Genomic DNA, 24,258 nt, shown 5'->3' on the forward strand with positions numbered 1-24,258 from the left:
GCATACCGTGCCGCAACGTATTCTGGTGCTCGGTGCCAGCGGGTATATCGGTCAGCATCTGACCACTGCGTTAAGCCAGCAGGGGCACCAGGTGCTGGCAGTGGCACGCAACACGGAACGCCTGCAAAAGCTACATTTGCCTGGCGTGACGTGTCACAACGTTGACCTTAACTGGCCGAAAGCGCTTCCTGCGCTGCTGGAAGGGGTCGATACGCTTTACTACCTTGTTCACAGCATGGGCGAAGGCGGCGATTTTATCGCCCACGAGCGTCAGGTGGCGATGAACGTACGTGATACGCTGCTGCAAACGCCGGTAAAGCAGGTGATCTTTCTAAGCTCGCTTCAGGCGCCTGAGAACGAGCAGTCAGACCATCTGCGCGCGCGGCAACTGACGGCAGAGACGTTGCGAAGCGCCCGTATCCCCGTCACCGAACTGCGGGCAGGGATCATCGTCGGTGCGGGTTCCGCCGCGTTCGAAGTGATGCGCGATATGGTCTACAACCTGCCTGTGCTGACACCGCCGCGCTGGGTACGCTCGCGCACCACGCCCATTGCGCTGGAGAATTTACTCCACTATCTGGTGGCATTGCTGGATCATCCGGCGGCGGCGCAGCGTGTGCTGGAGGCGGCTGGCCCGGAAGTGTTGAGCTATCAGGCGCAGTTCGAACATTTTATGCGGGTGAGTGGCCGCCGCCGCTGGCTGGTGCCCGTCCCCTTCCCGACCCGCTGGATTTCGGTGTGGTTTTTGAATGTGATCACCTCCGTGCCGCCGACGACTGCCAAAGCGCTTATACAGGGACTGAAACACGATCTGCTGGCGGACGATCGTGAACTGCGTGCCTTGATCCCTCAGGAATTGATCCCCTTCGACGATGCCGTACGCAATACGCTGAAAGAAGAAGAGAAGCTGGTGAACTCCAGTGACTGGGGCTACGACGCGCAGGCGTTTGCCCGCTGGCGGCCCGAGTACGGCTATTACCCAAAACAGGCGGGCTGTACGGTAAAAACCACTGCCAGCCTCTCAGCGCTGTGGGACGTTGTGAACCAGATCGGCGGCAAAGAGCGCTATTTCTTCGGCAATATCCTCTGGCAAACGCGCGGCGCGCTGGATCTGCTGGTGGGTCACCGGCTGGCAAAAGGCCGTCCTGCCGCCCCGTATCTGAACGTGGGCGATACGGTCGACAGCTGGAAGGTGATCATCGTTGAGCCGGAAAAACAGCTGGCGCTGCTGTTTGGCATGAAGGCACCGGGGCTGGGGCGGCTCTGCTTCACCCTTAAAGACAAAGGCGATCACCGCGAGCTGGACGTTCGGGCGTGGTGGCACCCGCACGGAATGCCCGGGCTGTTCTACTGGCTGCTGATGATCCCGGCACACCTGTTTATCTTCCGCGGAATGGCGAAAAGGATTGCGCAACTGGCAGAAGAAAAGCGGGAAAGTAATTAAATAAAACCCTTTTTCTTTCACCTTTCCCATTGCAACACATCGTAATTCACGAAAGAATGCGCACGAAATTCTTTTCAACACAGTGGATTGTTATGAAGGTACTGGTTACCGGGGCGACCAGCGGCTTAGGCCGAAATGCGGTCGAATTTCTGCGCAACAAAGGCATCAGCGTGAGGGCCACCGGTCGCAACGAGGCGATGGGCAAGCTCTTGCAAAAAATGGGCGCTGAGTTTGTCCATGCCGACCTGACGGAGCTGGTCTCCTCTCAGGCCAAGGTGATGCTCGCCGGTATCGATACGCTGTGGCACTGCTCCAGTTTTACCTCCCCGTGGGGTACCCAGGAAGCCTTCGATCTCGCCAACGTGCGCGCCACGCGCCGTCTGGGCGAATGGGCCGTCGCCTGGGGCGTGCGTAACTTTATTCATATCTCTTCCCCGTCGCTCTATTTTGATTATCACCATCATCGTGATATTCAGGAAGATTTCCGCCCTGCGCGCTTTGCCTGTGAATTTGCCCGCAGTAAAGCGGCTGGCGAAGAGGTGATCGACCTGCTGGCCCAGTCAAATCCGCACACCCGCTTTACCGTGCTGCGACCACAGAGCCTGTTTGGGCCGCACGACAAAGTCTTTATCCCGCGACTGGCCCAGATGATGCACCATTACGGCAGCGTGCTGTTACCACGCGGCGGCGATGCGCTGGTAGACATGACCTATTACGAAAATGCCGTTCACGCCATGTGGCTGGCGAGCCAGCCGGAGTGCGATAAGCTGGTGTCGGGCCGCGCCTATAACATTACCAACGGCGAACCCTGTACCCTGCGCAGCATTGTGCAAAGGCTGATTGATGAGTTAAAAATCGACTGCCGGATCCGTTCTGTTCCCTACCCGATGCTGGACATGATTGCCCGCAGCATGGAGCGCTTTGGCAGTAAATCGGCGAAAGAGCCTGCGCTGACGCATTACGGTGTGTCGAAGCTCAACTTTGATTTTACGCTGGATATCTCACGGGCGGAGAACGAGCTGGGGTATAAACCGATTATCTCGCTCGATGAAGGGATAGTGCGTACGGCGGCGTGGTTGCGGGATCACGGGAAGTTACACCGGTAAGCGTTCCAGCCTCATGTAGGCCGGGTAAGCGCAGCGCCACCCGGCAAAAAACAGAGAGTGCGGACTGATGCCCTCACCCCGGCTCTCTCCCACAGGTAGAGGGTGCAAACATTAAAACGGCAACCCGAGGGTTGCCGTTTGCTTTTACAGAGCCGTCCAGGCTTCAGCCCATGCCAGGCCTGCACCCGGCTCATAGTACGTTGGCGCACTGTTACACCAGCCGCTGTACGGGAACGGTTTGCACTGGAACAATTTACCGTGGTTATTCACGATATCACCGGCGTTGTACTTGCTGTTCGCGCTCCATGCCGGGTAAGACGTATCTTCTCCAGATGGCGTTGCCGCTTTCGCTTTCACGTTCAGCAGGTAAGACGTGGTGCTGCTCAGCTCGCCATCGCTGACGGTCAGGCTCACTTCATACTGCTGCGCCGTTGCAGACTCAGGCGCCTTAAAGGTCACCACCGCTTTATCTTCGCCGGTGACGGTCTGGCCATCCTGAGAACGCCAGGTGTAGGTCAGCTTGTTGCCGTCTGCGTCGGTAGAGCCTTCCGCGCTCAGAGAAACCTGCGCGCCCGCTTCAACGGCACCGATTGGGCCCGCAATCTGCGCAACCGGCGCGTGGTTCACCGCGACAGGTTCAACCGGAGTTTCATCCGGAACTGGCGCTGGCGTTGGGGCCGGCGTAACATCTTCAGAAGGTGTTGGCGTTGGCGTGACCGGGGTTTCGTCCGGCGTCACCGAGGAACCGTCGTCATTCACGATATTCACGTTATAGAACTTCTGCACGCACTTGCTGTAGTCGCCCTCTTTGAACGCGCTGAACGGTGTCTGATAACCCACCAGCTGGCAAGAGTAAGTCTTGCCGTCAGGGGTATCCGCGCTCCATCCCCAGTCCTGTTCCCAGTAAATCTTCAGGGCGCCTGCGCCACCTTCGTCAAACTGCTTCATGTTGGCGCAACCCAACACTTCGTTCGCCGGAACAGGGACTTTCAGGTAGTTCGCAAATTCTTTGTAATACTTGATACGGTTCTGAGACTGCGCAATTTCAGTCGGGCCGCCGCACTCAACGCCACCGTTGATGATCTGGGTTGTTACACCGAAGCCCGGGACCAGGCCGTTGGCTTTATCGTGATCGTTCGGCTGCCATGTACCGTCGATCACCTGCAACATGCTTGGTTTTGGCGGCTGTGGATAGGCGAAGAAGAAGATAGCACTGGCCAGGTTCAGCCAGGTGTCCGCCACCAGCTCAGGTTTATCGAGCAGGGTACGCACGTCGCCGTACATCGCTTCAGAGAATGGACCGTAGTTGTAGTTGTAGGACAACTGTTTCGCACCGCGTCCGAAATAGCTCAGGAAATCGCCGTCTTTGTCTTTACCGCAAGGCCAGGTCTGTCCCTGCCAGACGTCCGGGTTACATTCGCCGTTATAGCCGCCCTTCTGCCCTTCGCTCCAGCCCATTTCACGCACGTGGACCAGCGCCTGACGCCATTCGGCTTCCGGACGCCAGCTTTCGTGGCCGCCGGTTTCCTGGGCAAAGTGGGCAAACATGGTCGCCAGCTCTTTGCGGCAGATAGCGTCGCTGTCACGACCGTCGTTGTAGGTCTTACACAGCGCCGGGAATTTACCCACGGCTTTCAGGAAGTTGCTGTAGGTATAAGCCTGTGCACGCAGCGGGAAGAGATATTCCCAGTCGCTGGCTTTCACAATCCCTTCAACGCGTTTGACGTTGTCCGGGTTCGCCGCGCGGCCTGGCTCAATCAGTTCGACCTGCGCGTTGTCCAGGGTCTGAATAGTCTCTTTAACGGAGGCCATCAGCGGGAAGTTAGTGAGCTCATGCTCTTTCTTCGCCAGATCGCTGGCTTTCATGGTGTACGGCTCGCCGGTGGTCGCCTGCAAAGAGGCGGCCTGCGCCATAAAAGGTGCAACGCAAGCACCAGCAACAAGTACACTCAGTAACGTCCTTTTGTTCATTTCAGTTTTCCTGTTCGTTTCAAATTAAATGTTAATATCCCGGCTTAGGTATTATTCCGTTAATACATAAACCACATTCAGCTGTTTTCACTTTTCGAAGAACACCTTCAGGAATTCTTCAAAAATAAAAAACGTTAATCGCGTGCTGCTAATTTTAATTGCTGATATTTAGCCCAGACCTTATGGGCATATTTCATCCGCTGCGGATAATTCTCTTTCTTCAACCCGGCGTTATAAGCGCCTACCGCTTCCCAGTTATAGCCATATACTCTTATCATTCCGGAGAGAATGGAGGCACCCACCATGATGGAGGTACACGGCTCGGTCATTAAGCGATACTCATCGATGCCTCTGCTTTCCAGCGCGGTAAAATGCGAGCTGTTGATTTGCATCAGCCCGACATCCCGCGTGCCATCGCGGTTTTTCCCAACCGCGTACGGATTCATACCGGATTCCACATTCGCTATCGCGTACAGTAAATAAGGGTCGACATGATAATAACGCGCCGCTTTATCCCAACAGTTTGCCAGAGCACCCTGGCTTATTATTAATAACAACAAAATGAGCTTTTTCATTTTTACCTGCTGACTTTATTGGTTATTTCTCCTTAGAAACATCCTGTAAAATGAATTTTTAATTACTCCCCCTCAGAAGGGGGGAGTAATTAATGGGTTAGATTATTTGCAATCTGTTGATGCGCCTTCTTTTACCCATACGTCGCTATTTGCTGGGTTATCACCACGGGTCCACCATTTCGCACGGTAAACGTTACCTTCATAGGTGGTGGTGTCGCCGCCGTTGTAGACCAGGTCAGAACGCCAGTTCATCTTCACGTTGCTTACCAGCTCCCACGCGTCCATACCGAAGCCAGGCTGATTGCCCTGAGTCCAGTATTTCGCTTTCCACACGAGGTGGTCGAAGCTTACGGTATCGCCGTTGTTATAGATTTTGCTCGCGTCCCACGCAGCGTATTTGCTGGCGTTGGCATCGACAGGTGCGTCGCAGCTGCCGGCGGTATCATCAGCTGGCGGGGTTACGTCGTCAGCCGGAGGGGTTACGTCGTCAGCCGGTGGTGTGACGTCATCGGCAGGAGGCGTTACCTCGTCAGCTGGCTTAGGCTCCACCGTCACCTGCACGTCAGACTGCACGCTGGTTTTACCGTCCGTCACAATAACGCTCAGGGTGTAGGAAGAAGTATTGTGCACTTCTGGCGCAGTGATGCGAACGTTGGCCGAATCAGTGCCGGTCGCGTTCATATCAGCCGGTACGCTCCAGCTGTAGGTCAGCGCGTCACCATCAGGATCGGATGCCTGTGCGTGCAGAGAAATTGCTTCACCGGACTGAACGGTAACGGCTTCCATAGCATTGATTACCGGCGCCTGGTTGGCTTTAGGCGCTTTATTCACAACCTGGACGTCAACAGCATTGCTCAGCCCTTTAGCGTCGGTTACGGTCAAACGGAAGACCAGGTTCTGGTCGCTTGTCACAGCCGGAACGCTAAAGCTGGCTTTTGCTTTGGTGCTATTGGCGATGGTCACAGAAGGGCCTGAAACCTGCGTCCATTTATAGGTCAGCGCATCGTCGTCCTGGTCGCTAGAAGCAGAGCCATCCAGGGTCACGGTTGCAGGACCGGTGACATTTTGATCGGCAGCTGAAGCCACTGGCGCATGGTTAGTCTCAACAGGCAGATCCGGGATGGAACTTCCGCCCAGCAGGCTTTCGTTCATGGCGTTCAGGATATCGCCGTTATCAGACTCGATAGACCATGCGAACAGTCCGCCCAGGTTTTTGTTCAGTACGTATTTGCCTTTCGCCATAACGGAACGGGCGTTATCGTACGTCACCAGCTCACCGGTGGACTTGTTGAACACGTACGGCGCTTCAGCCGCTTCGTCATATTTGTATTCCCAGCCCGGTTTGCCCAGCATCTGGTTGACGATTTGACGATAGTCAACGATACCGTTTTCCCATGTCCCTTTAATTGGTCCGGTTGCGGTGCCGGTAAATGGATTATCGCCGGTATAACCATGAACGCCGGTCCAGCCGCGGCCATACATACCTGCGCCTACCACGATCTTGCCTGGCTTAACGCCCTGCTCCAGCATCGCTTTCACCGCGTTATCGGTGGTGTAGTTAGTGTCTGGTTTCCAGGAAGCACCGTACAGGGCGGTCTGGTGGCCCAGATCGGTATTGCTCCAGGCACCGTAGAAGTCGTAGCTCATCAGGAAGATATGGTCGAGGTACTGCTGCGTGGTGTTATAGTCCACGTCTTCGATCTTATCTTTACCGGCACCGATTGCAGTGGTCAGCTCGTAGGTACGACCGGTTTCCGCAGACAGTTCATTCAGCATCTGACGCAGGTCGTGCATCAGCGCGGTGTAGGTGGCTTTATCGGTCTGAGGATTGCCGAGTTTGGCGTTTTCACCGCCGCCGCCCGGGAATTCCCAGTCAATATCCACGCCGTCAAACACTTTCCAGGTGGTCAGGAAGTCTTTTACCGACGCCACGAAACGGTCACGCAGTACTTTGTTATCCATCTGATAGAACGGATCGGACAGGGTCCAGCCACCAATGGATGGCAGAATTTTCAGGTCAGGATGGGCTTTTTTCATCGCCATCAGCTGCCCATAGTTACCTTTGTAGGGATCGTCCCAGTTGCTTACGCCTTTCTGCGGTTTCTGCAACGCAGCCCATGGATCGTGAATGGCCACGGTGTAGTCCTGACGGCCAGCACAGGCGCGTTTCAGGGATTCCAGTGCACCTGAAGATTTGGCGCTGTCGTTAATACCGTCGCCGCCGCAAATTGGAATAAAGCCGTACAGCAGGTGGTTAATGTTCGCGACCGGGATCTTATCCGCAGAGAAGTTTCGATCGTAAACGCCCCACTCAGGGAAATAGGCACCGACGACTTTATCGGTATGCTGAGCGAAAGCTTTGTTATTTTCCAGCAGCGGCGTATTCAGCGGCAGCAAATGGCTTCCGTCGGTATCCGCCACGATAATCAGTTTGCTTGCGCTTTTGGTACAGCCGCTGTCGTTACACAGTTCGACCTGTTCCTGATAGCGGCCCCCTTTTTTGACTTTGAAGGTCGCAGAACCCGCCGCGCTGCCCGCGCCGGTCCAGACGGTCTTGCCGTCCAGCAGCACTTTTGCAGACGTTGGGGCGTCACCGCTCCAGACGTTCCATTCCACTTTTACATCAACACCCTCTTTATGCACTTTGATGAGGTTGTTGTAATCCTGTGCCGCCTGATCCACTTCTACCAGCGCAAATTTATCATTGCCCGATGTAATAGAAGGCGTACCCGGCGCAGCTGCAAATGCGGAGCTGGTGGCCGCCGCAATAAAGAGCGCCAGATATTTTGGTTTCATAAATTTCATTTTTATTTCCTGATAAATTTATTTATAACGTAATAACCCATGCCTTCCGTGAGATCATGGATGCGTTTCGCGTAATGCGTATTTAACCAACGTGAGTGCCGTGAACAAAAAATTGTTGCTGCGCTGTATTCCTCCATAAAAAGATACAAGCCAAATCCCGTGTAGCTTATATCTCCTACGATACACCGAGCGTAAAGAGTCGTCCTTCTCTCCCAGCATCAAAAAGATTTATAAAAAACCTTGACCAGTATATTTAAAATGTGAAAGCAAACTGCTGACTAATAAACACCACGATTCCAGAAAAGGCGAGGTAAGGACCAAAAGAAATAGTGAGGTTATTTTTATTTAAATTATTGACGGCGAAATAACCGACAATACCGCTTAACGCTGCCGCCAGTTCAATGGAGGGTAATGCCTGCCAGCCGCACCAGGCGCCCAGCGCCGCCAGTAGCTTAAAATCCCCGTAACCCAGCCCTTCTCGTCCGGCGATCAGACGAAAAGCCCAGTAGAGCAGCCAGAGCGACAGATAGCCCGCCACCGCGCCAAACAGCGCAGCGCGTAGCGACAATGTGTGGTCAATAGCATGGAGCACTAACCCCGCCCACAGCAGCGGCTGGGTCAGGCAGTCCGGCAACAACTGATGCTGCCAGTCGATCATGGCCAGCGGCAGTAAAAAAGCCGCCAGTAACCACAAAGAGAACAGCGCCTGAACGTCCGGCATGCACCAGGCCGTGATGCCAAAAAACAGCGCGGAGAACAGTTCCACCAAAAAGAGTCGCAGCGGGATCGCGCTGCCGCACTGGTGGCAGCGCCCCCGTAATAACAGCCAACTGAGCAGCGGGATATTTTCCCATGCAGCAAGCGTGTGCTGACACACCGGGCAGTGCGAGGCAGGAAAGAGCAGATTGCCGCTCCCCTCCTCATCCATCACCATTCCCGGTACGCGCTCGGCAACAACGCCGAGAAAACTGCCCATAATCCCGCCCAGGATAGCACTCATCATCGGGAAACCGAGCGGACAGGCCTCCCGCATCAGCGTGAAGGTATTCATGCGCTTTTTGACCAGGTAAGCTGCACCTGTGCTTTCACATCGCTGAGGTGGTCAACCGGCGTGAGGTTTATTTTTTGCAATGTCACGCCGGAGGTCTGATTAATTTCACGCAGCCAGCTTTTTAATTCATGTACATTTACCCGATTCACCACGAACGATAAAGTTTGCCCCTCCTGGCGCACATCCGTCAGTGAAAGATTAATTTCATGAGCGCTGTTCTCGACCACCGTACGCGGATTATTCGTTTTAACTAACTGGACCTGAAGATGATTTTTATCAATTTCACTGCGCATCCAGTTGAGCGTCTCTTTTTGTCTTTTAAGCGTCGATTTACTATTTTGGATCATATTATCCAGGGGAATTACTCCTGTGTAATACACTGCAGCCCCCACAATGGCAACGGCACATATTTTTAAAATGATTTTTTCCCGGGCGCTGTAATTCAGATAGCGTGATTTCAGCTGCGCGATTCGCTCTTTCATTTATGTTTCCCTGCGATCATGGCGGTATACGGTTCGGTTGTTGAAACAGGTTGTAAGGTAAAATCAAAATTCTCACTGGTCTGGTTCACAAACGCCTGCAACGCGGGCTGGCTTTGCGCGCTAACGCTCAGCGTCAGGGTGTTTTGCTGCGCATCGTATTCCAGCAGATCGATCTCCATCGCAGGGACTGACTGCCGGGCTTTCTCCAGCTCCTCAAGCTGAAGAAAGAACCCCTTGCTCTGTTTTTTCAGGCTTTGGCCAAAGTGATATTTGATATTGGTCTGCTGGCGCATGCTGGGGAAATGGTGCTGATAAACCTGAACGATCTCCTGCTGAACCCGATTTTCCTGCTGCACCAGCATCCAGGCCATCGCAATGCGCGGCCCCAGCAGCAGACCAACGGACAGCAGGCCCGCCGCTATCATCGCTGCTTTCATGCTTTTTGCGGCCTGGCCATGACCGGCCTTAAGGCTGAATTCACCGTGAAGCAGATTCACACGACAGGTTTTCCACTGCGGCTGGATCAGCACCAGCGGGTGCTGCCAGGCATGCTGTACGTCAACGTGAACGTCCGCAGGCGCGTCGCCGTAGCAACACACTTCCCCGTCTCCGGCTTTCTGCATCAACAGCGGCAGCAGGGTTCCCTCCATTTCACCCGCCACGTGGGGAGATAAACGCAGCCAGTAGCCTTTATCCTGTGCGACCAGCGTGCTGTCCCCTGCCGCCACGGGCAGCAGCCAGGCATCAGGCAGGGCCTGAATCACGTTTAATCCGGCCTCGTGACAGCGGGTCAATGCCGCACGCAGGCGGTCGGCGTCAATGGCAACGGCGTCGACGTCAGCGCCTTTTTTGTAGAGCACCGTCCAGTGGAGGTTGTCCACGTCGCCAATCAGCGTCTCTTCCGCCATCCACGAGAAGGCCATCGCCTGAGAAGCCACCTTTTTCGGCAGCGTGAAATGGCGGAAAATCATGTCGCTGGCGGGCAGCAGGAGACAAACGCGTGTAGCCAGCGGGTGTTCGGCCAGCATCTCCAGGCTGTCGAGCACCTCGACGCGCTCGCTGCCGAACTCACAGCACATTATTTTCCCGCCCTCGCGGCTGTCGGGGCGAACAAAAAGTACCTGTTTCATAACGTTCTACTTTTCTTATTCAATCATTCGGTAACGACGCTGCCACGTCACGATCTCACCGGCTTCGTTATTCATCTGAAGCTGGCTGACCACGCGAAGCGTTAATTCATCGGTATTGCCGCTGTAATTCACGCGGAAGTACCGGCTGTTTATAGAAAATTGATCTGCCACCTGCGGGAGATCGTCTTTTAACTGCGGGAAGGTCTGCTCCAGCGCTTTGCTGAACGCGTCCATATTTTCCCAGCCCGATTCCGGACGTGTATCCAGCAGACGAACCGCGTCATCCTGCGTGAATTTTCCCGGAAACATGGCCGCCAGCACAGCGGCCTGTTCCGGTTGCAGGGTGTTAACGTCCACCTTGCTGGCGGCGTCCGGCAGCGCGCATAACAGCTTGCTCACCTTCGGATATGCCGTAACCGGGAACGCTGGCAGCAGTTTGATCTCCGCGATGCTGCGCATCATCTGGTTTGCCGGTTGCCGGGCGGGCACGACGCCAGCCCACGCATCGCTTTCGGCACCCTCTTTCGCCGTGGTGCTGTCACCATCGAGATAATCCACCAGCTGGAAATAGACCGCCTCCGCCGTGCCCGGACTGAGCCCGCTTTCCGTCAGGAGTTGTTCAACAATCCGCTCTTTACGCGGTTTTTCCGCCACCGCGGGAGCGCTTTGCCCCTGGGGCGCGACGTCGGCGGTCAACAGGTTATTGACGTTAAAGCAGTCCTGAGCGTCTTCCACCTGGCTCACGACCGTGTAGTCTTCTCCCTGCGTCTCCAGCGGCTGATGCCAGTCGCCGTCCAGCGCCAGCGGCTTGCTCTCGCCGCTGGCATCGGTCTGTAACCTGTCCTTCACCACTTTTTCCTGGGCCTGCATCGCCCAGCGCAGCTGCTGCTGGCTTATCTGATAATGCGTTTTCTGCAAATTACGGCAGAACTGCTGGCTGATTTTGGCGGCCAGCGCCGACATCATCACCAGCAAAATCAGCACCACCAGCAGGGCGACGCCCTTTTGTTGACGGATTCGGTTCATGGTCTGGTCTCCGGCGAAGGCGCAGGGGCTGCGTCCGGAGTCGTCGCAGGCGCGTCGGCGGCTTTCTCTGGGGCCGCGGCAGCGGCCACCTCCGGCATATCCCCCGGCGTGGTGAACACCCAGCGCCAGGTATCCCCGTTTTCCATCGTCAACGTAACCTCCACGCCGTCCGGCAGATGGGCGGCGTCGTGCCAGGATGTCAGCCAGCCCTGACGATAAAACCGCCACTGCAATGCTTTAACACCGCTGACAATCGGCACTTCGTCAGGCTTAACGTCCACCGGGCCGTCAATGACCGGCCAGACGTCGCGGTACAAACGCCCCTCTTCCAGCCGCCAGCGCACGCGCTCCAGCTGGACCGTTCCGCTCACGCCATTCAGGGTGGTCAGTTCAAGGGCATCGCCCTCCTGACGGAACCGCTCTGGCTCATTACGCGGCGCTCGCGCCTGTAGCTGGAAAAAGTCGCGCTCCATCAGACTCCAGCCGCGCTGAAGCTGGTTGAGCTTAGCGGCACTGGCATCGGTGGCCGAGCTGGTACGCATCGCGCCGTCCAGAATTTGCCAGGCCAGGGTGCTGATTACCGCGAAAATAGTCAGCGCAATCATGATCTCCAGCAGGGTAAATCCGCGCTGGCGTCGCGTTTTCTTCACTTGCTCTCTCCCGGCGGAATGATGTGCAGGGAAACAACCGGCTGGCTCTCATCGCCTTCCGCATAGACGCGAATGGAGTTCGCCCAGCCGTTGTCGGCGGTTTTCACCCGCTGCTTACGCCAGTTCCAGCTGCGCCCGCCCATGATTTCCGTCCCCTGCTGCTCAGCATCCGGGAAGTCGGTTTTGGTGAGTTGCGCTTCCGCCAGCTGATTTTCCGCCACCCAACTGGCCTGCAAGGTATCGGCCAGACCATGGGTAAAACGCACGTTCAGGGAGACCGAGTTCATTAGCGCCAGCGCGGAGGTGGAGAAAATCACCAGCGCGACCATCACCTCCAGCAGCGTCATCCCCTTTTGCTTTGTGTTGTCGTTAGCCATCGTTTTCTACCGATACCGGCGCCGCACCCTGCGACACCACGCGGAAATGGTGCTGTTTGTCGTAACTTTGCAGCGTCAGCGTAAAGCGGCTGATTTCACCGTCCGGTAAAAAGATCACCTGTGGCTCGGACGCCACCGTCGCGGCCAGGCGCTGCGGCGAGAGCGACACGTGCATCTCTTCCGGAAAATCACCTTTGGTGGTAATACGTCCGGCAGATAATGGCACCCAGTGACGCTCGCCATTTTTATCCGCGATCGTCACCAGCTGATATTTATCAGTGGCGATCACCAGCCCGACAATATTTCCGTCCATCACCGCACGGTCTGAACCATAATCAACGAGCGCTTTTAATTGCTGGCCAAATATATCCGCGCCGCTGCGCGAAGGAATGGTGGACACCACCATCATGGCGCAGCTGGCAAATATCACCAGCGCCAGAATAATTTCCAGCAACGTAAAGCCGCGTTGATTTTTCATTACTTCTCGTTCTTATCCAGAGACCAGTTGGTAATGTCATCGGCAGTATTCGCTTCGCCGTCCGGACCCGCAGAGAAAATGTCCACCGCACCGTGTTCACCTGGGCTGACCAGAATATAATCGCTGCCCCATGGATCCTGCGGCAGGCGGCGAATATAGCCATCCGCGCGATAGCCGTTCGGGATTGGTGCGATTTCCGGCTTCGTCACCAGCGCCTGCAAACCCTGCTCTGTGGTCGGGTAGCGGTGGTTGTCCAGCTTATACATATCCAGCGAGCCTTCGAGCGCGACAATATCGCTGGTCGCCTTTTGCGTATCCGCTTTTTCTTTATTACCCATTAAGTTTGGCACTACCATACTCGCCAGAACGCCGAGAATAACAATCACCACCATTAATTCGAGCAATGTGAAGCCCGCCTGGCGAGCCAGGTTTTTACGTTTTAGAGCCATGATTTAACCTACCATATTATTAAGTTGCAGAAGCGGTTGTAATATTGAAAGAACGATGAATAAAACAATCGTCGCCATGGATACCACCAGCGCCGGTTCAAATACCGACAGCGTTAATGTAATTCGATGCTGTAATGCCGATTCCTGATTTTCTGCAGCGCGATCCATTAAATTACCTAATTCCCCGCTCTCTTCACCGGAGGCAATCATATACAGCATGGTTGGCGGGAATAATTTCGCCTGTTCCAGCGCCGCATACAGCGACGCCCCCTGACGTACGGTATCGGCGGCCTGCTCAAGCACCTGACGGGCATAGAGATTTTCAATACCGTCCATCGCGATATACATCCCCTCCAGCAGCGGCACGCTGCTGGCCTGCAAAATGCTCAGGGTACGGATATAGCGGGCGCTGTTGATGGCGCACACCAGCTTTTTAATCGGCGAGCCGTTCACCAGCCAGCTGTGCCAGCGAAAACGGTTTTTCACGTTTCGCACCCAGGTTTTGAAGCCGACGAATGCCCCCGCCAGGCTGCCGACAATACAGATACCCCAGGCTTGCAGGAAATCACTTACCGCAATCAGCGTCCGGGTGGTGATCGGCAGTTGCTGTTTCATGTGGGTAAACTGCTCAATCACCTGCGGCACCACCGCCACCAGCAGAATGCCGATCACCGCGATAGCGACCACGGTGAGGGTAATCGGGTAGACCATCGCCTGCGTCAGCTTGCTTTTCATCTTCTGGCGCTGTTCGTTGTACTCCGCCAGCTTCTCCAGCACGTCGCCCAGGTGGCCGGTCTTTTCACCGGCCATCACCAGCGTGCAGTAAAGTTTGTCGAAGGTGCGTGGAAACTGGCTAAAGGCGTCGAACAGCGTATGCCCCTCGACCACCTTCTCGCGGATCTCCACCACCATCGCCGCCAGCTTTTTATCTTCCGTCTGCTTAGAGATCGCCTTCAGCGCACTTTCCAGCGGCAGCGCGGCGTTCACCAGCGTCGAAAGCTGACGGGTAAACATCGACAGCACCGGGGTAGAGAGCTTCGCCCCGGTTTTCGCTTTCCCGCCTGTCGCCGTTTCGCGGGTTTCGGTGATACTCACGGGCATCAGCTTTTGCTCGCGAAGCCACTGGCGAACCTGCTTCTGTCCCTCGGCCTGTAACGTCCCGCGCTGGGTTTTTCCCGCGGCACTCGTCGCCGTCCAGGCGTAGAAAGCCATTACGCATCCCCCCCACGCTCGGCGGTGACGCGCATGACTTCTTCCAGAGACGTCACGCCGCTAATCACCTTCAGCAGCCCGTTTTCACGCAGGCTGTAGGCCTGCTTAAAGAGCTGCGTTTCTATGGACATTTCGTCCTTATCTTCATGGATGGCGCGGCGCATGGTACTGTCCACCACCAGAAACTCATGAATACCGGCGCGGCCCTGATAGCCGCTCTGACGGCAGTGTTCACACCCCACCGCGCGATAAATCGCTTTTGGCGGCGCGTCCATAAAGCTGAACAACGCTTTTTCATTGGCATCCAGCGGACTGGTGGTCCGGCAGTGCGTACACAGCCGACGCACCAGACGCTGGGCAATGACACCGAGCAGCGATGAACCGATTAAAAACGACTCCAGCCCCATATCCCGCAGACGGGTTATCGCCCCTGCGGCACTGTTGGTGTGCAGCGTCGACATCACCAGGTGACCGGTCAGCGACGCCTGCACCGCGATCTGGGCGGTCTCACCGTCGCGAATTTCCCCGATCATCACCACGTCCGGGTCCTGACGCAGAATCGCGCGCAGCCCACGGGCAAAGGTCATGTCCACGCGCGGGTTAACCTGCGTCTGCCCCACGCCTTCCAGCTCGTATTCGATCGGGTCTTCCACGGTCAGAATGTTGCGCTCGTGACCGTTCAGCGCCGAAAGAATGGCGTACAGCGTGGTACTTTTACCGGAACCCGTCGGGCCGGTAACGAGGATGATCCCGTGCGGGCGGTCAATCAGCCCTTTCAGCTTCTCCAGCTCTTCATCAATCAGCCCAAGCTTGTTGATGTCGGGCTTGAGATTGCTTTTATCGAGCAGGCGCATGACCACGCGCTCGCCGTACTGAGACGGAATGGTCGACACACGCACGTCGATGGCCTTACGACCAATGCGCAGGGAGATACGTCCATCCTGGGGGAGACGTTTCTCGGCGATGTCGAGTTTCGACATCACCTTAATACGCGACACCAGCAGCGGCGCGAGCTTACGCGCCGGTTGCAACACCGGGCGCAGCACGCCGTCAACACGAAAGCGGATGCTCAGCGTGCGCTCGAAGGTTTCGATATGAATATCCGACGCGCCGTCCTTCACCGCCTCGCCGAGAATGGCGTTGATCAGGCGGATCACCGGTGAGTTTTCGTCGTTATCGAGCAGATCTTCGTTATCCGGGATCTCCTCGGTTAAGGCCATCAGATCGATATCCGCGTCCATGTCGTCCACCAGCTGCTGCGACACGCCGCTGCTCTGCTGCCAGATTTTGGCCAGCATCTCGTCAAACGCTTCCGGCGTCACAGTGACGGGGATGAAAGCACGGCCCAGCACCCGGCGCACCTCCAGCAGAGCATGCGCAGGAGTGTCGTCCCGGATATAGACATCATTGTTGTAAAACAGAACGCCGTTATCTTTTGCGTAGTTGCTGCTACTCAGTGTTTTACTCAGTTCGTCCACGTTACCCCTCCGCGCTATTCTTTAAACGGATTGCGCGTGGCGCTGGTTTTCACCGGTGCGGCGCCAGTGCTTGCAGAGGGAAACGCGGGCAGGACGGCGTTGTCAGTCGGCTCAACAATACCGAGCTTTTTCTCCTCCACTCGCTGCATCTGGCGCACCCGGATCTGGTCATATTTCTCTTTCGAGGCCGCGCTGTAGTTGTCGTCGTCACGCAGGACGGTGGTATGAATAAACACCATCAGGTTGCGTTTGGAAGTATCCTGCGAGGTGTAGCGGAACAGCTGACCGACCAGCGGGATATCGCCGAGCAGGGGCACTTTGGACACGGACTGTTTGGTCACATTTTCCATCAGACCGCCGAGCACCACCGTCTGACCACTGTGGACCATCACTTCGTTATTAATCGTGCGCGTGTTGAAGGTTGGGCCGAGGCTGGAGTCTTCCGTCGCGCTGTTGTCGACACTCGACACTTCCTGCTCAATCTTCAGATGGATCATGTCGCCATCGTTAATCTGCGGCACAATCTTCAGCTTGGTCCCTACAGTTTTACGCTCAACCGAGTTAAAGACGTTGTCGCCGCTGGTGGTTTGCGAACCGGAAAGCACCGGCACATCCTGACCGACGTTGAACGACGCTTCTTTGTTATCCAGCGTGACCACGCTTGGCGTGGAGAGGATGTCATTTTTGCCGTCAGTGGAAAGCGCGGTCACCAGCGCACCGAAGTCACCGTTAAAGAAGCCGGTCGCAAGGCCAGTGAAACTTGCCCCTTTCATGGTGCCATTTTTAATCTGGCTGATTGGCAGGCCGGTGGAGCCAAACTGCACCCCGCCGTGCTTGCTGGTCCACTGCACGCCAAGATCCAGGCCGTTACCGTCCTGCACTTCGGCAATGATCGCTTCCACCAGCACCTGCGGACGGCGAATATCCAGCTTGTCGATCACTTTCTCGAGGGAGTTCATCACGTTAGGCTGTGCGGTGATCACCAGGGAGTTGGTTGACTCGTCGGCGGTAATATTCAGATCGGTTGAGGCGCTCGCGGATTTCGCTTTGGCCGCACCCGACTTGTCTTTCAGCTGCTCACCAATCCCGGTGAGAACCGGCACCACTTTGGTGGCGCTGGCATACTTGAGGTAGAAGACGCGGGTATTGCCCTCGTTATTCTGCTCACGATCCAGCTGATGAATAAGGGAACGGGTGCGCGCCCGCGCATCTTCCGCGCCGCTGATCACCAGGCTGTTGGTTTCGTCATCCGCGACGACTTTAGTCGCCAGCTGCGGCGCGTTCTGCCCTTTCTGTTCTTCATTGTTGAGGTTATTCAACATCTCCGAGAGTTCTTTGGCGGACGCAAAGCGCAGCGGGATGATTTCGCGACGCTGGATGCCGTCTTTATCGACGCGCTGCACCAGATCCACCAGCCGGTTCACCACCGAGGCTTTACCGGTTAACAGCAGGACGTTGGACGGCTCAAAGTGGACCACATTCCCGATACCGGTGGCATCGTTGAGCTGACGCAGCAGCGGGGCCAGCTCACGAACAGGCACGTTTTCCATGCGCACCACGCGGGTGATGATCTCGTCACCTTTGCCCGGATTTTTGCTGTCTGCCAGCGGCGCACCTGCGGTACGCGCTACGCTTGAGCGCACCACTTTGACCATGCCGTTGTCCATCGGGATCACCGACAGGCCGTAGAGATCCAGCACGCTCAGAAAGAATTGATAGTACTCATCTTCTGTCAGCACGTTGTAGGTTCGGACCGAGACGGTTCCCTGGACGGACGGATCGACCAGAATGGTTTTATTGAGATTGCGGCCTACCGTATCGATAAACTCGCGAATATCAGTATTTTTAAAACTCGCGCTAAAGTTAGCTGCAAGCAGCGAACTGGAATATAACGACAATGCGGTCAGCGCCACGCACGCCCAGGGAATTTTTTTCATGTCTGCACACTTTTTAATTGTTTAGAACATTAATCCGAATATTTTCAAGGTGAGCGTGACGTCGTACGATGACCTCCGCTTCTTTCATTTTTGACCAGTTGGCAATAATGCTTTTCGCTTTTGCTTCATCGGTCATATCGACAGAGTTAACCTGAACCGCCACATCGCCTTTTACCAGACCTGACTGGCTGTAAAAGGCGGAGGCATTCCTTGGGTTTATCCTGTAGCCTTCCAGTCGGCCCTTTTCAATTATGGGTTTTAACACCAGATAATCATCAAGATGCACACTCTCTGCGCCAACATCTTTTGTCGATTTCGTTACCGGGCCGCTATCCACGCCACCCTTAAAATAGTCCGGTTTATTTAATGCCAGAACCTGCGTAGTACCTTCATAATTAACCACCACATTATCTTTGTTTATTTCCTGAATAAATGCGTCGTTAAATCCAGAGAGAGGTTCACCCTCACGGTAGCTTCTCTGACCGCCTGGCGTTTTGATGACAGCAAAGGAGAGCCAGGCGTCATCGCTGTTCACAATACCTTCGATTTCAGCTGCCAGCGGGGCTTTCACCGCACCCGGTAAGATTTCCTGACGCACGGCTGCCGTAAAAAGCGAAAAGGATTTCTCTTCGCGCGTTTTTTTCAGCGGCTGTTGATCGGCATTAGCCAACTTATTCATAACTTTTTTATAATCTTTAAAGGTGAGATACCCTTGCTGGCCGCAAAAGATCAGCAGCACAAACATAATACAAGGCGTTATCCACCGTGAAAGAAATGAGAACCTCATTTTTTATCCGGCCTATAGCAAAGCAAAAATAAGCAGCGTCATACTGCGCCAATATGGATGAAAATAGTAATAAGCTGGTGCAAATGCGACCACTGACTTCGCCGCTAACTTTCATAAAGAAAAATATTGACCGTATAAAATCCAAATGTTAGACGCTGCCAGCAGGATATTTTTACCCTGTTTGCAAATTGACCGTTCAGGGGCGTTACCTTACTTTCTGATGCTGTTGCTATTCCTAATCAGAGACGGTAAGTCGTTATGTATCAGAGCCACTTTAATTTTAAAAATCCGCCATTCAGATCGATCGCCCGTTTATCCGGGGATTTTCTGGTGCCTTATCATCAGGATGTGTTCAACCTGTTGAAAGAGAAAACCCAGCAGGCGGGAATTATCGGGCTCTTTTGCGACGACGCCCCGCTTCTGGGTCACTTCAGCGATGCGCTAAAAACCCGCCACAGTAACGTCCTTGTTATCAATGCGTTTCCCAAACTGAGTGCCAGTAGCCTGCTGTACAAGCTCAATCCGGTAACGAAAGAGAGCAAGAATCGCCTGCAGGCGGTGGATGCCATCCTGCGCCAGTGGCACGAGGAAAAAGCGAAAACCAGAGTGCTGGTGATTTCACACGCCGAAGCCATGAAAGAGAGCTGCCGTGAAGTTCTGGGTACGCTGCTCACGCGAGCCCAGGAGCTGAACTTCCGGCTCTCCGTGGTGCTGACGGGCACTGCGGATCAGGAAATCCTGCTTAAGCAACCTGAACTGCGCGAATATACACACACTCGTCATGTCCTGCGCCCCCTGACCTGCCGCGAATTCCTGGGCTATGTGCAGGCGCAATGCGAAGAACACGGCTGTGAAAATTCGCCGTTAACGCCGGCCCGCGTGCGCAAAATGCACACGTTGACCAAAGGCAACATCAGCAAACTTAACGAACTGGCGCACCTGTCAATGCTCGCTGCCTGGACGGAACGCGCGTCGCAGGTCAGCCCGCGTCATTTACGCCTGGCGGCGGGAGAGATCCTGCCCGCGAAAAAACACGGTAAGCGTCTGGCAACCGTGGGGCTGTTCGCTTCGGTGCTGTTTGCCGCCTGCGGCTGGTATTTAACCTCGTCCATCAGCGGGCACCTTCCCATCCAGCTGCCGGTCCCCGTCAGCTGGAAACAGCCGACGCGAAAAACGGAGGCGCCCGTGGTGCCGGTTATCGACAATGAAATGGTTAATCAGCCGGATGCGATGCACCAGCTCTATCTGATGTGGGGATATGACGCCTCGGCCGAAGATGCGCTGTGCCAGAACGCCGCTAAAGTGAACCTGATGTGTAAACAGGGGAACGCGTCGCCGGAGACGCTGGCGCAGGAAGGGTATCCGTGGGTCAGTGAGCTGAAAACCAGCGGTCACCTTAACTATGCGGTGGTCGCCAGGGTCGGAGATACATCAATTGACCTGTTAATGAATAACCGGACCTGGCAGGTGAGCCGCAGCTGGTTTAACCGGCATGCGACCGGCAACTTCACCCAGTTGCACCGCCTGACACCGGAAGGAAAAGACGCGATCGGCGCGGCCAGCGACAGCAAAGACATGGCCTGGCTCGATCAGCAGTTAAGCATCGCGCTGAACCAGCCCGAAACGCATGCCCGGATCTGGACCGCAGAGATGATGAAACGCACCCGTGAGTTTCAGCAAAAAATGCATCTGCACGTGGATGGCATCCCCGGCGAAGAAACGCTGATGCAGCTGATGCGCGTAACCAACAGCACGCCGAGCGTACTGATTCAGGCCACCCGCACTACCCCGGACGCAAAAATGCAGGAGAAGAAAGCCTAATGTCGACCATCTGCCTTGCGGCCCAGCGCAGCTATACAACCGGGGAAGCGGTCTGGTTTTCGTATCGCCTCCCCAGCCTGAAAAACGTATTCGGCAAAACAGCATTATGGATGGTCGGCCTTTGCGCCATGCTGGTTGTCGGCCTGTATATGCATGTCTACTGGAACATGCGCCACCCGGCGCCTGAACCGGTCAACGCCAGCGTTGCCAAACCGGAAACCCAGCTTTCGGAGATGCACTACGTGTACGTGAGTAAACCGTTCCCGCATCCGCAGCCTAAAGCTGCGCCAGTGCCTGTTGATGTTCCACCGATGCAGGATCTGCCGATCATCAGTGATGATGCCGACTGGCAGCAGGCGCCCGACGGCGCGGTGCCGCAAGACCCCTCGCGGGATACCCTACCCGGAACTGAGGCGCATGAGCACGATACCGCCCCCGCCAGCACGAGCAGTGAAGAGTCATCATTAACGGAATTATTTAAACAGGCATTAAAAGAGCAGGAGCAGGATTATTCTCAAGGAAAATTTCCCGCACCGCCGGTTGACGAAACGCAGGATAATTCACAAGCAAGTGTTAAAAACAGTGAAAACAGCCGTTCCCCTTTCAGTGATAAAGGAGACCGGCGGGAGTAGGCATTAATATTTTTCAGGCAGTGCGGTGAGGTTAAGCAGTCGACCTTTTTCCACCACAATATATTGACCTTTTTTCAGATCGGAGAGGATTTTAATAATGGTGCTACGTGCCAGGTTAGTGTATTCCTGAATGTAATCATAAACGTTAATATCACGCTGATGCTGTACAATCAGGTCGTTGATCTCATATAAAAATTCGCGAACAACAGAATATGCGCTGCGAGCGACCAGAATATCATCGCGCTTGCTCATCAGGCATATGTACCAGGAAAGCACTTTTGTCAGTTCAGGCCACAGGTTTTTCTCGGTCATCAGCTGGGCGAAGACCTCTTTCTTGATCGAGCGAACAACCGTATTCGACCGAACAAGGCCGTACATATGGGTGGCGTTGTAATACATCGACGACAGGCCGAAAATGCATTGCCCGGTAACGGTGAACAAGCACAGTTCGTCAGAGTCACGTCGAAATTCAACTTCGCCGCTGACAATAATATGAATTAAACCGGAATCAGCAGTGGAAATCTTCTGCCATTTTTTTAACGTTCTTTCTTCAACGCATGAGGTTGCAGAAATAATCTTTTCCATTTCATGTTGCGGACGTAATTTTTTTCCATAGATGCTTAACATTGTTATACCCGTTTTAAGATGTGATTTTAAAAAAAACATGGCAACGGCATTCATACCGAACCATAAATATTTTCCTGATGAAAAACTCAAGAATAAAAAAAAGAGTAAAGTTTTTTATTCGCTAAATTGCTTAGCGTGCTATGTGTCCATCTTAAATCCGAATAATTTTAAGTCAATTAACTAAAAATGAAATGAGATTGTACTTAGGATTAATCTAATAGAAACTCGCGGAAATATACTCATTTGGGGGTAAGCCAAAGGTTTACCCCTGCCCGTATTTCTCTAAAAGTGCTTCGGCAATCGCCATGGTTTCCACATCCGCTACGCCATTCCATAACTGCGGACGAAAATGCATCTGGAACACCATGATGATGCGTTTTTGCTGTGCAGGCGTGCTGTTTTCTGGCACCTCGTAACCGTAGCGCGCCAGCAGATCGAGCAGTGCTGCGGTATCAACCTGCTGATAATGCGGTCGCCCGTTGATATAAAAATTTACCCGCACCGGTTCGGGCCAGGCTCCGATGCCCTGCTGCGCCAGCTCGCGCCACGGAAACAGCGGGCCAGGGTCGTCTTTACGCTGCGGGGCGATATCCGAATGGGCCACAACGTTCTGCGGTTTAATGTCGTAGCGGGCGATGATGTCTCTGGCAAGCGGGATCAGCGCCGCAATTTGCCCCGGTTCGAAGGGGGTAAAGGTTTTCACACCATCGGTTTTCCGCCAGCCGCGGTTTTCCAGCTCAATGCCGACGGAGGTATCATTTATGCGGTTGGTCCCACGCCAAAAGCTAATACCTGCATGCCAGGCCAGCTCGCTCTCCGGCACCAGCTGCCAGATACGCGGTTTGCCCTGCGGAGCTGGGGGCTTTGCGGGGATGAGATAGTGAGAGCTGACGTTTTTATCGGTCAAGGTCGCAAGCGAGGTGTCGAAATCATCGGCGGTGTAATGGATCACCAGCACCTTTATGCGCGGGTAGGCCGCCTGCGCCTGATGGCGCGTATCAAGTTCGTACGCGCCTTTATCAACAATGCCCTCTTCCGAGGCGCATCCTGCCAGCAATAATGCCAGCAGGAGGGTTGAGAGCGAACGCTTCATCGACGGGTTTTCACCGCCGTGCCGCTTACGCTCACCATCAGCATGCTGGCATCTTTCCCGACCGTTTCGTAGTCGATATCAATGCCCACCACCGCATCCGCGCCCAACGCTTTGGCCTGCTCGCCCAGCTCCTTAAACGCAATGTCACGCGCTTTACGCAGTTCTTTCTCGTAGGCACCGGAGCGCCCGCCGACGATATCCCGAATGCCGGCAAAGAAGTCCCGGAAGATGTTGGCGCCCAGAATCGCCTCACCGGTGACCACGCCGCAGTACTCGGTAATGGGTTGACCTTCCAGGGTTGGTGTTGTTGAAAATTGCATACTTCCTCTCCGTCTTTAGCGTTCAATGCGTTAGCAACTGCATTATCGGTTCGTTACGCTATGATTGAAAGGATAGTTAATAAATAAGGAAATCAACATGCGCTACTCTGCTTTAACGCTTTTAGTGCCCTGCGCGCTGGTGCTCAGCGCCTGCACTACGCCGGTCACGCCAGCCTTTAAGGATATCGGTTCCCGCAGCGGCCCCTGCATTGAGGGCGGCCCGGACGCCGTGGCGCAACAGTTCTATGATTACCGCATTCAGCATCGCGGTAATGACCTCACCGCCCTGCGCCCGTACCTGAGCGATAATCTGGCGAAACTGCTTAATGACGCCTCGCGCGATCCGCAGCAAAACGCGCTGCTTTCATCCGATCCGTTCTCCAGCCGCGCCACGCTGCCGGACAGCGCCGACGTCGCCAGCGCGTCCACCATTCCGAATACCGACGCACGGAATATTCCTCTGCGCGTGAAGCTAACCCAGGGGACGCAAACCTGGCAGGATGAGGTGCTGATGATCCGTGAAGGCCAGTGCTGGGCAATAGATGATGTGCGCTACATTGGCGGCAGCGTTCATGCTCCGGCGGGCACCCTTCGCCAGTCGATTGAGAACCGCTAACGCATACGTTAAATAAACGTTAACCCCGTAAAATGTCCGGCATTTCATGCGGAATGCCGACATTTATTCTCGCCCCCCTTTCCCGTCGCTATTTTGTGCTATGTTTAAGAGGAAACACGGGTTATATTTAACTTTTAACGCAGAAATATTGCATAACTATTCTGTCAACGGTACTATCTGCGGCCTCAATT

Annotated in this window: 23 protein-coding genes; 5 read left to right on the top strand and 18 right to left on the bottom strand. The window is 54.8% G+C overall.

The window, feature by feature from the left end; genetic code table 11:
* Window positions 1-7: 7 nt before the first annotated feature.
* Window positions 8-1,444, top strand: coding sequence for an SDR family oxidoreductase (locus ACOTXC_RS12520; RefSeq protein WP_126490339.1), 1,437 nt, complete (start codon window positions 8-10; stop codon window positions 1,442-1,444).
* A 92-nt stretch (window positions 1,445-1,536) separates the two neighbouring features.
* Window positions 1,537-2,550 (top strand): NAD-dependent epimerase/dehydratase family protein, encoded by a 1,014-nt coding sequence (locus ACOTXC_RS12525; RefSeq protein WP_022647600.1) that lies wholly within the window; start codon window positions 1,537-1,539, stop codon window positions 2,548-2,550.
* Between the two features lie 144 nt (window positions 2,551-2,694).
* Here ACOTXC_RS12525 and ACOTXC_RS12530 read toward each other — a convergent pair whose 3' ends face one another.
* The 15 genes from ACOTXC_RS12530 to gspC form a co-directional block, all read right to left on the bottom strand.
* The gene (locus tag ACOTXC_RS12530) at window positions 2,695-4,521 is read right to left on the bottom strand and encodes a chitinase (protein WP_022647599.1); all 1,827 of its coding nucleotides are present in this window, start codon (window positions 4,519-4,521) and stop codon (window positions 2,695-2,697) included.
* 134 nt (window positions 4,522-4,655) lie between these two features.
* A complete protein-coding gene (gene iagB / locus ACOTXC_RS12535; RefSeq protein WP_023299704.1) occupies window positions 4,656-5,096 on the bottom strand; it encodes a type III secretion system invasion protein IagB in 441 nt (146 codons plus the stop codon).
* A 102-nt stretch (window positions 5,097-5,198) separates the two neighbouring features.
* Window positions 5,199-7,901, bottom strand: coding sequence for a glycosyl hydrolase family 18 protein (locus tag ACOTXC_RS12540; RefSeq protein WP_023299703.1), 2,703 nt, complete (start codon window positions 7,899-7,901; stop codon window positions 5,199-5,201).
* A 253-nt stretch (window positions 7,902-8,154) separates the two neighbouring features.
* Window positions 8,155-8,952, bottom strand: coding sequence for a prepilin peptidase (locus ACOTXC_RS12545; RefSeq protein WP_063163399.1), 798 nt, complete (start codon window positions 8,950-8,952; stop codon window positions 8,155-8,157).
* Window positions 8,949-9,434 (bottom strand): type II secretion system protein GspM, encoded by a 486-nt coding sequence (gene gspM / locus ACOTXC_RS12550; RefSeq protein ID WP_063163400.1) that lies wholly within the window; start codon window positions 9,432-9,434, stop codon window positions 8,949-8,951. Before gspM ends, ACOTXC_RS12545 begins: the two co-directional genes overlap by 4 nt.
* Window positions 9,431-10,564: a type II secretion system protein GspL gene (gspL, locus tag ACOTXC_RS12555; RefSeq protein WP_063163401.1), complete on the bottom strand. Its 1,134-nt coding sequence runs from the start codon at window positions 10,562-10,564 to the stop codon at window positions 9,431-9,433. The genes gspM and gspL overlap by 4 nt, the downstream gene beginning before the upstream one ends.
* A gap of 15 nt (window positions 10,565-10,579) precedes the next feature.
* Complete coding sequence (gene gspK, locus ACOTXC_RS12560) at window positions 10,580-11,590, bottom strand: type II secretion system minor pseudopilin GspK (protein WP_048966127.1); 1,011 nt, start codon at window positions 11,588-11,590, stop codon at window positions 10,580-10,582.
* Entirely contained in the window at window positions 11,587-12,240 is a 654-nt protein-coding gene (gene gspJ / locus ACOTXC_RS12565; protein ID WP_063163402.1) for a type II secretion system minor pseudopilin GspJ, read from the bottom strand. Before gspJ ends, gspK begins: the two co-directional genes overlap by 4 nt.
* Window positions 12,237-12,617: a type II secretion system minor pseudopilin GspI gene (gene gspI, locus ACOTXC_RS12570; RefSeq protein WP_048966125.1), complete on the bottom strand. Its 381-nt coding sequence runs from the start codon at window positions 12,615-12,617 to the stop codon at window positions 12,237-12,239. The genes gspJ and gspI overlap by 4 nt, the downstream gene beginning before the upstream one ends.
* Window positions 12,610-13,095, bottom strand: a complete 486-nt coding sequence (gene gspH, locus ACOTXC_RS12575; RefSeq protein ID WP_023299697.1) for a type II secretion system minor pseudopilin GspH — start codon at window positions 13,093-13,095, stop codon at window positions 12,610-12,612. The genes gspI and gspH overlap by 8 nt, the downstream gene beginning before the upstream one ends.
* Window positions 13,095-13,544 (bottom strand): type II secretion system major pseudopilin GspG, encoded by a 450-nt coding sequence (gene gspG / locus ACOTXC_RS12580; protein ID WP_023299696.1) that lies wholly within the window; start codon window positions 13,542-13,544, stop codon window positions 13,095-13,097. Before gspG ends, gspH begins: the two co-directional genes overlap by 1 nt.
* 3 nt (window positions 13,545-13,547) lie before the next feature.
* Window positions 13,548-14,756 carry a type II secretion system inner membrane protein GspF gene (gene gspF / locus ACOTXC_RS12585; RefSeq protein ID WP_063163403.1) on the bottom strand — a complete coding sequence of 403 codons (1,209 nt, stop codon included), beginning with the start codon at window positions 14,754-14,756 and terminating at the stop codon, window positions 13,548-13,550.
* On the bottom strand, window positions 14,756-16,234 hold the full coding sequence (gene gspE / locus ACOTXC_RS12590) for a type II secretion system ATPase GspE (protein WP_063163404.1): 1,479 nt from the start codon (window positions 16,232-16,234) through the stop codon (window positions 14,756-14,758). Before gspE ends, gspF begins: the two co-directional genes overlap by 1 nt.
* A 14-nt stretch (window positions 16,235-16,248) precedes the next feature.
* Window positions 16,249-18,171: a type II secretion system secretin GspD gene (gene gspD, locus ACOTXC_RS12595; protein ID WP_063163405.1), complete on the bottom strand. Its 1,923-nt coding sequence runs from the start codon at window positions 18,169-18,171 to the stop codon at window positions 16,249-16,251.
* A 13-nt stretch (window positions 18,172-18,184) separates the two neighbouring features.
* Complete coding sequence (gspC, locus tag ACOTXC_RS12600; protein ID WP_032671003.1) at window positions 18,185-18,916, bottom strand: type II secretion system protein GspC; 732 nt, start codon at window positions 18,914-18,916, stop codon at window positions 18,185-18,187.
* A gap of 300 nt (window positions 18,917-19,216) precedes the next feature.
* Between gspC and ACOTXC_RS12605 the strand changes: the two genes are divergently transcribed.
* Window positions 19,217-20,779: an ExeA family protein gene (locus tag ACOTXC_RS12605; RefSeq protein WP_063163406.1), complete on the top strand. Its 1,563-nt coding sequence runs from the start codon at window positions 19,217-19,219 to the stop codon at window positions 20,777-20,779.
* Window positions 20,779-21,411 (top strand): hypothetical protein, encoded by a 633-nt coding sequence (locus ACOTXC_RS12610; protein ID WP_126490341.1) that lies wholly within the window; start codon window positions 20,779-20,781, stop codon window positions 21,409-21,411. The genes ACOTXC_RS12605 and ACOTXC_RS12610 overlap by 1 nt, the downstream gene beginning before the upstream one ends.
* A 3-nt stretch (window positions 21,412-21,414) precedes the next feature.
* Here the strand turns inward: ACOTXC_RS12610 and ACOTXC_RS12615 are convergent, their stop codons facing one another.
* The 3 genes from ACOTXC_RS12615 to ACOTXC_RS12625 all read right to left on the bottom strand — a co-directional run bounded on the left by ACOTXC_RS12615 (window position 21,415) and on the right by ACOTXC_RS12625 (window position 23,451).
* Window positions 21,415-22,038, bottom strand: a complete 624-nt coding sequence (locus ACOTXC_RS12615) for a helix-turn-helix domain-containing protein (RefSeq protein WP_022647582.1) — start codon at window positions 22,036-22,038, stop codon at window positions 21,415-21,417.
* 262 nt (window positions 22,039-22,300) lie between these two features.
* The gene (locus ACOTXC_RS12620; RefSeq protein ID WP_126490342.1) at window positions 22,301-23,131 is read right to left on the bottom strand and encodes an N-acetylmuramoyl-L-alanine amidase; all 831 of its coding nucleotides are present in this window, start codon (window positions 23,129-23,131) and stop codon (window positions 22,301-22,303) included.
* On the bottom strand, window positions 23,128-23,451 hold the full coding sequence (locus ACOTXC_RS12625) for a heavy metal-binding domain-containing protein (protein ID WP_003858361.1): 324 nt from the start codon (window positions 23,449-23,451) through the stop codon (window positions 23,128-23,130). The genes ACOTXC_RS12620 and ACOTXC_RS12625 overlap by 4 nt, the downstream gene beginning before the upstream one ends.
* Window positions 23,452-23,548: 97 nt before the next feature.
* On the opposite strand from ACOTXC_RS12625, the gene ACOTXC_RS12630 reads away from it, so the two are divergent.
* On the top strand, window positions 23,549-24,067 hold the full coding sequence (locus ACOTXC_RS12630) for a lipoprotein (protein WP_022647580.1): 519 nt from the start codon (window positions 23,549-23,551) through the stop codon (window positions 24,065-24,067).
* The last annotated feature ends 191 nt before the right edge of the window (window positions 24,068-24,258 follow it).

This window comes from Enterobacter cloacae complex sp. IR5428 (assembly GCF_049238585.1).
In the GTDB taxonomy this organism is placed as follows: Bacteria; Pseudomonadota; Gammaproteobacteria; order Enterobacterales; family Enterobacteriaceae; genus Enterobacter; species Enterobacter intestinihominis.